Annotated in this window: 6 protein-coding genes; 5 read left to right on the top strand and 1 reads right to left on the bottom strand. The window is 65.8% G+C overall.

The window, feature by feature from the left end; all coding sequences use genetic code 11:
* Positions 1–60 precede the first annotated feature (60 nt).
* Positions 61–1,275: a DNA sulfur modification protein DndB gene (locus tag LO763_RS25950; protein ID WP_230790827.1), complete on the bottom strand. Its 1,215-nt coding sequence runs from the start codon at positions 1,273–1,275 to the stop codon at positions 61–63.
* A gap of 208 nt (positions 1,276–1,483) precedes the next feature.
* On the opposite strand from LO763_RS25950, the gene LO763_RS25945 reads away from it, so the two are divergent.
* From LO763_RS25945 to LO763_RS25925, 5 genes are all read left to right on the top strand, one after another.
* The gene (locus tag LO763_RS25945) at positions 1,484–3,562 is read left to right on the top strand and encodes an N-6 DNA methylase (protein WP_230790826.1); all 2,079 of its coding nucleotides are present in this window, start codon (positions 1,484–1,486) and stop codon (positions 3,560–3,562) included.
* A gap of 49 nt (positions 3,563–3,611) precedes the next feature.
* Entirely contained in the window at positions 3,612–5,699 is a 2,088-nt protein-coding gene (locus LO763_RS25940; RefSeq protein WP_230790818.1) for a type I restriction-modification system subunit M, read from the top strand.
* Complete coding sequence (locus LO763_RS25935; RefSeq protein ID WP_230790816.1) at positions 5,696–6,988, top strand: restriction endonuclease subunit S; 1,293 nt, start codon at positions 5,696–5,698, stop codon at positions 6,986–6,988. The genes LO763_RS25940 and LO763_RS25935 overlap by 4 nt, the downstream gene beginning before the upstream one ends.
* Before the next feature lie 6 nt (positions 6,989–6,994).
* Positions 6,995–10,201, top strand: a complete 3,207-nt coding sequence (locus tag LO763_RS25930; protein ID WP_230790814.1) for a type I restriction endonuclease subunit R — start codon at positions 6,995–6,997, stop codon at positions 10,199–10,201.
* 114 nt (positions 10,202–10,315) lie between these two features.
* On the top strand, positions 10,316–11,902 hold the full coding sequence (locus LO763_RS25925; protein ID WP_230790812.1) for a serine/threonine-protein kinase: 1,587 nt from the start codon (positions 10,316–10,318) through the stop codon (positions 11,900–11,902).
* The last annotated feature ends 104 nt before the right edge of the window (positions 11,903–12,006 follow it).

Below are 12,006 nucleotides of genomic sequence, written 5' to 3'. Positions count from 1 at the left end.
CCCCCCCCCCCCCCCCCCCCCCCCCCCCCCCCACGCCCGTGTTCTTCGCTAGGACTCCGGTCAGTTCCAGCCCCGGATCTTGCGGCCGTTCGCCGAGTCGGGGTCGAGCAGGGCGTCGGCGACGCGGCTGCCATGGATCTTCGTGCCGCCGCCGAAGCTGAGGGCGCCCGTCTTCGACACGTTGCCCGCGATGCCGTCCCAGAATCGAACGTCGCGCGCCCACTGGACGGAGTCAACAAGGTCGATCAGGTCCTGCCGTGTCAACGCCGGGCCTTCGGTCGACCAGCTGACCGAGCGGTGCACTGCCACCCCGAGTCCTGCCAGGACGGCAGGTGAGCTGACCACCGTCTCCCCGGTCAGGTGCGGGTAGAGGCGGTCGAGCAGGACCGTGAGGATCGGCAGGAGTTCCTCCTTCATCTGGTTCGACGACACGCCGCCGGGGAGGGCTTCGCCCGCGGTGTCGGTGGCGGACATGCCGATGCCCTTGCGGCCGTGGATGCTGCTCAGGACCAGGTCGCGCAGGGCGGAAAGGGTCACGATCGCGCCCGTCGACCTGGTCAGCTGACGCTCGCGGAACTCGACGAGCTCCCGCAGCGGGCGGTACTTCCCGTCCTGTTCGACCTTGACCGTGTCCACCAGGCGCCGGGCGATCTGGGTCGCGAGATCCCGCTGGTCCATCGACATCGAGAGGTTCTTGGACACCGCGACGCCCTTCACGTTGCGGTCGTGGAAGATCTGCCGGGCGTCGTCGACCGTGATGTCGAAGTAGATCTCGAACGGCACGCGCGCGGACTGGATCTGCTCGAACGTGATGCCGTACTTCTCGGGATTCGTCGAGAGCTCGTGCCAGGCCGTCACCTGCGTCTCGCCGTCGATCGCCACCACCGGGGAGCTCGGGTTGACGATGACGTTGCAGATGCCGGTGTCGGGGACGATCTCCCCGCTGACGGACTGGGCGTCGCCGGCCAGCCACAGGGTGATCGGCGGCGTCGAGTAGGCCTCGCCGTACTCGCCGTTGAGCGCTTCGGCGAGGTACCGCGCATAGGGCTCGACGTTCTTGCCCTTCGATCCCTTGAGGACGCGCTGCACTTCGGCCCTGATGATGGCGTGGCGCTGCATGAAGACATCGGCGTGCTTGAGCGCCTGGGCGCTCTCCTCCTTCTTCGGCGAAGGGACCAGTTGCAGCAGGGTAGTGACGCCCATGACACCCACGGCGGCGTGCGAGCGGTTGGGGATGACGGTGAGGCGGATGCCCTCGGGTGCGGTGCTCGGCATCTGGAACAAGGGAGGTGTCCTTTCGGAGAGGCGGGTGCCGGGTGGTCGGACTTGCGCCGGCGGATGCCGTGACGCGTCGAACCTGACGCGAGGTCATGAACGTTTTGGAACCATAGCACGATTGAAAGCACCGTCAAACTTGATCTTGGTCGGTATTCGGGTATAGTGGTATCCGCCACCCTGTTCTTGTTGCTGACCTGGAGTTTCAATGTCCGAGCCATCGCCGACCGAGTTCGTGACGGCGGCTGAGATCGCCCGCAGGGCCGCGGTGACGCGAGCGACGGTGAGCAACTGGCGCAGGAGACACCCCGACTTCCCCGAACCGGCCGGCGGCACCACGTCGAGTCCCGGCTACGACTGGGAAGCGGTCCACGTCTGGTTGACCGAGAACGGGAAGCTGCCCGAGCCCACGGCCGCCGATCTCCTCCGCGAGCGGGTGCGCTCCGCGTCGCTGGCCGACCCGTCCATCACCGAACGGCTCATGACCGTCCTCGGCGGTGTCGCAGGGAGACCCGGCGCCGAACTCGCCCAGTTGGCGCTCAAATCCGATGAGAAGCTGGGCGCCGCCGTCTCCGCCTTGAACGAAGCCGACGCCACCATGTCGGACCCGGACGTCGTCTCACCGCAGATCGACTCCGGCGACCTCCCGCTGGTCCGGGACCTTCTCGACAGCATCGTCGAGCACGGATCGACCAGGACGCTCGATTTCCTGGTCGAGGCGGAGTCCGGCGCCGCGAGAGCCGCGTTCACCATGCCCCTGCCGATCGCCGAACTCATGGTCCGGCTGACGTTCCGCGACCGCAGAACCCCACCGGGCTCGCTCCTCAACCCCGCTTCCAGCAGCGGCCAACTGGTGCAGGCCGCCGCCAAGGTCGAGGTCAAGACCATCCATCTGCAATCCGACCGGCGCAACCTCCTCGTGCAGTCCTGCTCCCGCATCAGGACGGTCAAGGCCGACACGCGTATAGGCGCGCGAGTCGCGCACAGCCTCAAGGAAGACCCTGACCCCGACCTTCGAGTCGACGCCGTGGTCTGCAACCTCCTCGCGGTCGACCCCGACTGGAACCATGACGAACTCGTCGGCGACCCGCGGTGGACCTACGGCGTGCCCGACCGGAAGGACGGCGCGCTGGCGTGGGCGCAGCACTGCCTCGCGCATCTGCGGCCCGGCGGCCTCGCGGCACTGCTCATGCCCCCGGCGCTCGCCTGGCGCCCGCAGGCGCGGCGCATCAGAGCCGCGATGGTGACGTCGGGAGCGGTCCGGGCGGTGATCGCGCTGCCGTCCTTCCCCGGGGTCTACTCAGGACTCCAGCCGCATCTGTGGGTGCTGCGCCGGCCCGAGCCGGACGCGGAGGCCGGACCGGTCCTGTTCCTCGACTGCGCCGAACCCGCTGAGAGCCGAGGCAGCGGCCGAGAGCGCGGCCGTCGATCCCTGGACCCGCCCGCGCTGCGCGACGAGGTGTTGAGACTCTGGGACCAGCTGCACGCCGACGAGGCCTCCTCGCCCGCCCGCATCAAGCGGGTACGGGCGATCGATCTGCTCGCCGACGACGTCGACTTCGCGCCGAACCGGCACGTCAGACCCAGGCCTCCCGCGACGAGCGCCGTCGACTACATGAAGCTGTCGACGGATCTGCGAACGCACCTGGTCGACGGCGCCAACCGGCTCATCGAATTGAGCAGGTCCCTGGATCTGGACGTCACCGAGGGCGACCCGCGCACCTGGCGTTCGGTCCGCATAGGCGACCTGGAACGCGGCGAGGCGGTTCGGATCGTGCGGTCGGCGACCGCGAAGCCCACGCCGCGCGGCGGCGAGGTGGCGGGGGAGGCCCGGGACTCGAAGGAGCGCCTGCCCCTCGAAGAGGGCGACGTGATGCTCCCCGAACCCTCCAGGCTCCGCCGCTTCCCCTGCTGGGTGGTCGAGCAGGAGGACCTGGGACGCGAGGCGATGTCCTGGCATGTGGTGCTGCGGCCGGACCCGGCGCGATTCGACTCGTGGTTCCTCGCGGGCTTCCTCGGCACCGAGTACGTCGGCTATGAGCGGGCGCGGCCCCGGAGCTCGGTCCGAGTCGACATCCGGCAGCTCCGCGTGCCGATCTTCCCGCTCGACGAGCAGCGACGGTACGGACGGATGTTCCGCGAACTGTACGCGGTGCAGAAGCTGGGCCGGAGCGCCCGGGAGTTCACCGACCGCTTCGTACAGGCCCTGAGCAGGGGGCTGGTGGACGGCTGGATGACCCCGCACGGCCCGGACGACCCTCGCCCCCGACCGGACAACATAGACTGAACGCCCCGGCGCGCCCTCCCTCGTCTCCCCGGATCCCGGAAGGAACACCTTGAACACCAGCAAGCACACCGAACTCGCCAACCACGCCTGGTCGGTCGCCGACCTGCTGCGCGGCGACTACAAGCAGTCCGACTACGGCAAGGTGATCCTGCCGTTCACGGTGCTGCGACGCCTGGAGTGCGTGCTGGAGCCAACCCGCGACCAGGTCAACGCGAAGGCCGAGGGGCTCGACACGCAGGACCTCGACGACAACTACTTCCTGAAGCGGGCTGCAGGGCACCAGTTCTACAACGCGAGCGACTACACGCTCAAGAAGATCCTGAACGACGCGACCCACGCCGCCGCGCACCTCAACGAGTACGTGGCGGCGTTCTCGAAGGACGCCCGCGAGGTCATGGAGAAGTACGACTTCGCGGCGCAGGTCAAGCGCCTCGACGAGGCGAACCTGCTGTATCAGGTGGTGGCCAAGTTCGCGGACCTCGACGTGCGGCCCGAGATGGTCTCGAACCACCAGATGGGCTACGTCTTCGAGGAGCTGATCAGGCGTTTCTCCGAGCAGTCCAACGAGACCGCCGGCGAGCACTTCACGCCGCGCGAGGTCATCGAGCTGATGGTGAACCTCTTGATCGAGCCCGACGGCGACGCGCTGGCCGTGCCCGGCGTGGGCCGTCGGATTCTGGATCCGGCGTGCGGCACCGGAGGGATGCTGAGCGCTGCGGACGAGCACATCAGGGCGCATAACAAGGACGCGACGGTCGAGGTGTTCGGCCAGGAGCTCAACCCCGAGTCCTGGGCGATCTGCCGGTCGGACCTGATGATCAAGGGCCAGAATCCGGAGCACATCGCCTTCGGGAACTCCTTCTCCGACGACGGCCACAAGCGCGAGAAGTTCGACTACATGCTCGCCAACCCGCCGTTCGGCGTGGAGTGGAAGAAGGTCAAGGACGAGGTCGAGTACGAGCACAAGAACGAGGGCGAGAGCGGACGCTTCGGCGCGGGCCTGCCACGCATCAACGACGGGTCGCTGCTGTTCCTGCAGCACATGATCTCGAAGATGAAGCCGGTGAGCACCGGTGGCAGCCGGATCGCGATCGTCTTCAACGGCTCGCCGCTGTTCACGGGCGCGGCGGAGTCGGGGGAGTCGAAGATCCGCCAGTGGATCCTGGAGAACGACTGGCTGGAGGCGGTCGTGGCCCTACCGGACCAGTTGTTCTACAACACCGGCATTTCGACCTACTTCTGGATCTTGACGAACCGCAAGAAGCCTGAGCACAAGGGCAAGGTCGTGCTGCTGGACGCGCGGGAGTACTGGCAGAAGATGCGGAAGTCACTGGGGGACAAGCGGAAACACCTGACGGCGGACCAGATCAAGGAGATCACCAAGCTGTACGGGGACGCGATCGAGGTCGCGGGAGACCCGGAGCATCCACTGCACGGCAAGGTGAAGGTTTTCAAGAACGAGGACTTCGGGTATCGAAGGATCACGGTCGAGCGGCCGCTGAAGCTGCGGTTCGAACTGAATAACGAGACGTTCAGTGCGCTGTTGGAGGCCAAAGCTCTACAGAGACTCTGGGAAGAGAAGGCGCTGCGTTGGGAGCCCGAGCTGGCGAAGAAGGTCGCGGGTCGAGCGAAGCTCTCCGAGGAAGACGAGGGTCGCCTTGGCGCTTTGGTCTGGGAAGAAATGAAGCCGTTCATGGAGGCGCTGCGGCCGTTGCTGGGCGAGCGTTGGGAGACGAAGGCGGAGGCTTGGACTGCTCTCAAGGATGCGGTGGTCGCCGCCGGTCTGACCTGGCCGGCGGGAACGCCCTTCAACAAGGCGCTTCGGGATGCGATCGGCATCCGGGCCCCGGAAGGCGAAGAGCAGAAGATTAAGGGCGGCCCCGAGCCGGATGCAGACCTGAGAGACTACGAGAACGTCCCGCTGGACGAGGACGTAGAGGAGTACCTCAAGCGCGAGGTTCTGCCGCATGTTCCCGACGCCTGGATCGATCACTCCAAGACGAAGATCGGCTACGAAATCCCCTTCACAAGGCACTTCTATGTCTACAAGCCTCCGAGGCCGTTGGCTGAGATCGATGCAGAGCTCAGACAGCTCGAAGTCGAGATTCAAGTCTTGCTGAGCGAGGTCACCGAATGACCGCTGCGATTGAAAGCTCTTTTCCGACGTACCCATTGCGTCGCTTCGTGAATGAGCTCACCGATGGCCCCTTTGGTAGTTCCCTCACTAGTAGTCATTACTCAGATAATGGCGCGCGCGTGATTCGCTTGGGAAATATCGGAGCCGCTAATTTCAAAGACGATGATTCCGCCTATATACCGATGGACTATTTTAGTCTTCTTCGACAGCATGAAGTAAAGCCCGGTGATCTAATAATTGCTGGTCTGGGGGATGGCAATCATCCTGTTGGGCGGGCGTGTATAGCACCAGACGATCTTGGTCCTGCAATCGTCAAGGCGGATTGCTTCCGGGCGCGTTTGGATGAAGACCGTCTTACACATCGGTTTGCTGCTTGGGCGCTGAGTTCTTCAGTCGTGTCTGAACTAGTGCTTACCTTGACTCGCGGTTCAACTCGAGCTCGAATCAATTTGGAGGTTGCGAAGGAAATTCAACTTCCCGTTCCTTCCGTGGCGGAACAGCGGAAGATTTCTGAATTCCTTGATGTAGAGATGTCGCGTCTCGATCGCTTGATCGTGGAGCGCAAGAAACAAGTCAACTTGCTTCAATCTCAATGGATTAGTGAGTTGTCCGAGACAAGTGCTCGGCTTAGCGATCAGTTCGGTGTCATTAGGCTTCGTCATCTCATGAATAGAATCGAGCAGGGCTGGTCGCCGCAATGCGAAGATCGGCCAGTGGAAAAAGGTGAATGGGGAGTGCTCAAGGCCGGGGCGGTAAACGGCGGAGTCTTCGATCCCTCCAAGCATAAAGCGCTTCCTTCTGAAATTGTGCCTCGCCGCGAATATCTGCTGAGGCAAGGCGACTTGCTGATGTCTCGAGCGAGTGGTTCGGTGGATCTGATTGGCAGTGTCGGTATTGTTGGGTCTACCGAGGACAATTTGCTGCTTTGTGACAAGATATATCGTATATCTCTCGAAAAGATGAGCGCGCATACGGAATTCGTTGCACACATGCTTCGAACTCATTGGAATCGTGAGCATATAAAGATCGGAATTTCTGGGGCAGAGGGGATGGCAAACAATCTGCCTGCAGGTGTCGTCAAAGACTGCTTGGTACCGAAGGTTCCTTTGAAGCTGCAAGTTGAAATTGCATCCAAGCTGGATGCAGGTGCAGGTATCAATTCGAAATTGCAGGGTGCGATTGAGCGATCTATTCGCCTAATCACAGAGAGATGGCAGGCGTTGATTACTGCCGCAGTAACCGGCCAATTCGATGTTTCCACTGCCTCTGGGCGAGGCGTTACGGAGTAGGAAGCCATGAGCCCCATCTATGACGAACACACCTTCGGCGAAGCCATCGTCTCCTCGATGGTCGAGCTCGGCTGGCGCGAGGGTCGACCTCAGAACTACCGCCCCGAACTCGGGCTCGATCCTGCCGAGCTGTTCACGTTCATCGGGGCTACCCAACCCTCCGAGTGGAACGAACTCCTTGCGCTCTACGGCAACGACCCCACCGCCGCTCAATCCGGATTCGAGCAGCGACTCGACCAGGCCATCTCCTCCGAAGGCCTACTCGAAGTGCTGCGCAACGGCGTCAAGGACCGCGGCGTTCGCATCTTCGTCGCCTACTTCAAGCCGAGCCTCGTCCTCTCCGACTCAGTTCTCAAGAACTACAACGCGAACCGGCTCACCGTCGTCCGCGAGCTCGCCTACGCCACCAAGCAAGCCGACCAAGGCCACCGCCTCGACCTCACCCTCCTCCTCAACGGCATCCCCATCGCCACCGCCGAGCTCAAGAACCCGCTCACCGGCCAAGGCGTCGAGCACGCCAAGGAGCAATACCGCTCATTCCGCGACCCCTCCGAGCTGATCTTCTCCCGCCGCGTCATCGCCAACTTCGCCATCGACCCCGACCTCGTCTTCGTCACCACTCAACTCCGCGGCAAGAAGACCCGCTTCCTCCCCTTCAATACCGGCTCCGAAGGTCCCGGCCGCCCCGGCGGCGCAGGGAATCCGCCCCCCTCCATCCCGGGCACCTACGCCACCTCCTACCTCTGGGAGCAGATCTGGCGGCCCGACAACTGGCTCGACCTCCTCGAGCGGTTCGTCCACCTCCACAAGGAGAAAACCTCGACCGGCTCCACCACCAAGTCGGTCATCTTCCCCCGCTACCACCAGTGGGACGTCGTCAAGAAGCTCACCGCCCACGCCTCCACCCACGGCGCCGGGCACAACTACCTGATCATGGCCTCGGCCGGGTCCGGCAAGTCCAACACCATCGGGTGGCTCGCCCACCGCCTCAGCTCGCTCCACACCCTCACCGACCTGAACCTCCTCGACGCCGAAGCCGTCGCCAAGGGCCTCAAGCCCGGCACGCCCGTCTTCGACAAGGTCATCATCATCACCGACCGCCGGAACCTCGACTCCCAGCTCCGTGAGACCGTCGGCTCCTTCGAGCAGACCGCCGGGCTCGTCGTCAAGGTCGACGACCGCGCCGGTTCGAAGTCCGAGCAGCTCGCCAAGGCCCTCTCTCGCGAGACCGGCAAGATCGTCACCGCCACCCTCCAGACGTTCCCGGCCCTCATCGACTACTTGCAGCGCAACCCCACCGAGATCCAGGGCCGCACCTTCGCGATCGTCGTCGACGAGGCCCACTCCTCCCAGTCCGGCGATGCCGCGACCGCCGTCCGCGCGTCCCTCCGCGAACTCGGGCTCGACTCCGACTCCGAGGACGCCGGAGCCGTCACCGCCGAGGCCGACAGCACGGACGAAAAGCTCCGCAAGAAGGCGCTCCAGCGCAGCAAAGCCGCCAACCTGTCCTACTTCGCGTTCACCGCCACCCCGAAGTCGAAGACCCTCGAACTCTTCGGCACCCCCGACGGCACCGACCCCTCCTCCGGCAAGACCCTCTACCGCCCCTTCCACACCTACTCCATGCGCCAGGCCATCGAAGAGGGCTTCATTCTCGACCCGCTGCGCAACTACGTCACCTACGAGACCTACTGGCGCCTGGTCAACCAGAACCCCGACGACGTCGAAGTCGACCGGAAGAAGGCCAACCCGCTCCTCGCGCGGTTCGCGCTCACCCACGAGTCCACCGTCTCCCAGCACGCGCAGATCATCGTGGAGCACTTCACCACCCACACCAAGGGCCGCCTCGGCGGTCGCGCCAAGGCGATGGTCGTGACCGCGTCCCGCAGCAGCGCGGTCCAGATGGCCCGCGCGATCAAGTCCTACATCGGCGACCGCTTCGAGGACGACAAGCGCAAATACGGCGACATCGGCGTCCTCGTCGCCTTCTCGGGCACCCTCACCTACGAGGACGAGGAGATCACCGAGTCCAAGGAGAACGGCGGCCTCTCCGAGTCCGCACTTCCGAAGGCCTTCGCGTACACCCGAGCCGACGACAAGGCGACCCGCTCCGGCGCCAACCCCGAGTACCGGATCCTCGTGGTCGCCGAGAAGTACCAGACCGGATTCGACCAGCCGCTGCTGACGACCATGTACGTCAACAAGAAGCTGACCGGCATCTCGGCCGTCCAGACGCTCTCGCGGCTCAACCGCACCCACGAGCGCAAGAACCAGGCCGACCTCGCCGTCCTGGACTTCTCGAACGACGCCGAGGACGTCCAGGAGTCCTTCCGCCCCTACTACGAGGAGGCGATGACGCTTCCGACCGACCCGAACCTGCTCTACACCGCGCAGAGCCGGGTCATGTCGGCGCCGATCCTCGTCGGCGCGGAGATGCAGGAGTTCGCCGCGGCCTACCTCGCCGCCGAGGAGCAGGCGGCCGGGTCGCAGGCCAGATGGGAGCGCCTGCACGCCGACCTGTACCGGCTGCTCAGCCCCGCGGTCGAGCGGTTCACCGAGCTGGTCGACGGCGAGGACGAGGACGATGTGAAGGTCGCGGAGGACTTCCGCGCCGACCTCGCCGACTACGTGCGCAAGTACGGCTTCCTCGCCCAGATCATCCCGTACACCGACCCCGAACTCGAGCGCCTGCACCTCTACGGGCGCCACCTCCTCAACCGGCTGCCCCGGCGGTCGGACGGCGGCGTCGACATCGGCGAGGTCGACCTGAGCCACATGAGGGTCGAGCAGACGGGGGAGCACGACCTGGGCCTGTCCAGCGAGGGCCCCGCGATCGTCCCCGGGTTCGGCGACGGCGCGGGCGGCGCGAGAGAGGACGAGAAGTCGCTGCTGGCCGAGCTTATCGAGTACTTCAACGAGAAGTACGGCGCCTCGCTCCGCGAGGAGGACCTGCTGGTGCCTCACGCGGAGGCCATGGCGGAGACGAACGTCCGCCTGGCCGCGGTCAGCAACGACGACGAGGAGAACTTCGGCATCGTCTTCGACCGCGTCTTCGAGGAGAAGATGGCCGACCACATCGACACGATCGCCGAGATCGGCCGCCAGTACTTCGGTCCCGACAAGAGCTTCAAGAGCCGGCTCAACCGCAGCGCCCGCCGGGCGGCCTGGCGGATGATCCGCGATGAGGAAGGCGTCATCGACGATGCGGCCTGACCGGTGTGAGACGGTGAGCGGTAGCCGCTGAAGGCCGAGCCGCCACTGCGGTCGCCCCGAAGCGCCCGCAGCGAGATCCCGTCACCGAGAACCGATGGGAGAGAAGGAGAGCACGTGTCCCGCCAAGTGGTCGCCGAACGCTACGAACTCCTGGGCGCCCCCTTCGCGGGAGGCATGGGCGAGGTCTGGCGCGCCTTCGACCAGGTGCTCGACCGGCCCGTCGCCGTGAAGCTCGTGAAGGCCGACGCGGCCCTCTCGGCCACCGGCGCGCAGGAGCTCACCAAGCGCTTCCAGCGCGAAGCCCGCATCACCGCCCGGCTCCAGCACCCGGGCGTGCCCCAGATCTACGACGCGGTGCTCGACGAGTCGTACGACCGGCTCTACCTCGTCATGGAACTCGTCGAGGGCGTCTCCCTGACCGACTACATCGATCCGGTACGGCCGCTGCCGGTCTCATGGGCCGTCGCCGTCACGGCTCAAGTGGCGACGGTGCTCTCCCACGCGCACGAGCTGCCCGCCGTCCACCGCGACCTCAAGCCCGGGAACATCATGGTCTCGCGCGACGGCACGGTGAAGGTCCTCGACTTCGGCATCGCCGCCGTCCTCCGCACCGACGCCACCCAGCTCACCGGGACGGGCAGCCTGCTCGGCACCAGCCAGTACATGTCGCCCGAGCAGTGCCAGGCCGGGCACGGCATCACGCCGCAGAGCGACCTGTACGCGCTGGGCTGCATCCTCCACGAACTGGTCTCCGGGACGCCGCTCTTCGAAGGCGATGCGCTGCAACTCATGCGACAGCACGTCGAAGCGGCGCCGATCCCGCTGCGCGAACTGCGAGAGGACGTCCCCGAAGCGGTCGAAGCTCTTGTTCTCCATCTGCTGCGCAAGCGCCCCGAATCGCGACCGGCCGACGCGCAGGAGGTGTACGAGCGGCTGCTGCCCCTGCTCCCTGCGCCCGGCCGCCGGTCGGAGCCGGGGGAGCACGGCCCGGCCGGGGCCCCCGACCCCACGGGCGTCTACCGGATGCCCTACGCCCCGCGTCCGAGGCCCGAGGCCGACCCCGTCGAACCCGAACCCGCGGAGGCGGAGCTGCGGGCCCGACCGGAGACGCCCGTGCCCGACGGGCTGCGGCAGGCGATCAGGCAGGCGCGCGGACGGTCGCGCGCGCTGCTCGAAGACGAGCGATTCGCCCAGGCCGCCGAAGTCCTCGATGCGATCATCGGCCAAGCGGAGGAGGCGCTGGGCGCGGACCACAGCCTGGTCCTGAAGCTTCGCAAGGACCGTGCCGCCGTGCTGTCCCTCGGGGGCGACCAGCGGCGGGCGCTGCCCGAGTTCGACGCGCTCGCAGAGGCGTATAGCCGCATCGAGGGCCCGGCCGGAGACACGGTGCGGGCCTGCCGCTACCAGGCGGCGCACTGCCGCGTCAGCATCGGGCAGGCGACCGCCGCCTTGCAGGAGTTCGAGTCGCTGCTCCGCCAGGTGCGGACGAAGCAGGGGGACGTCAGCGACGAGGCGATCGGCCTCCGCCAGGACATCGGCATGCTGCTCTCCTCGATCGGGCGTGTCGGCGCAGCGCGCCAAGTGCTCGAACCGCTTCACGCGGATCTGTGCATCGTGGACGGACCTGAGAGCGAGATGGCCTTGGAGATCGCCGAGGCGCTGGCCCGGCTCGACCTCACCGACTCCGAAGGCGATCGGTAGTCGCACGTCGCACCGCGGGCTTTGCCTGTGCTGTCGGATATCCGACGCTCACCGGGTTACGCAGGCGCTTACGAGAAAGGTCGGCGTCATGCAGGCGATGTCGA

Source organism: Glycomyces amatae, from assembly GCF_020991375.1.
Taxonomy (GTDB): domain Bacteria; phylum Actinomycetota; class Actinomycetes; order Mycobacteriales; family Micromonosporaceae; genus Glycomyces; species Glycomyces amatae.
Note: the sequence above shows the minus strand (reverse complement) of the source record. Positions and strands in the feature narration are given on the sequence as shown.

Bases quoted from the DNA above. Each gene is read 5' to 3' on its own strand.
- LO763_RS25950 (WP_230790827.1), bottom strand. From the start codon at position 1,275: ATGCCGAGCACCGCACCCGAGGGCATCCGCCTCACCGTCATCCCCAAC.
- LO763_RS25945 (WP_230790826.1), top strand. From the start codon at position 1,484: ATGTCCGAGCCATCGCCGACCGAGTTCGTGACGGCGGCTGAGATCGCC.
- LO763_RS25935 (WP_230790816.1), top strand. From the start codon at position 5,696: ATGACCGCTGCGATTGAAAGCTCTTTTCCGACGTACCCATTGCGTCGC.
- LO763_RS25930 (WP_230790814.1), top strand. From the start codon at position 6,995: ATGAGCCCCATCTATGACGAACACACCTTCGGCGAAGCCATCGTCTCC.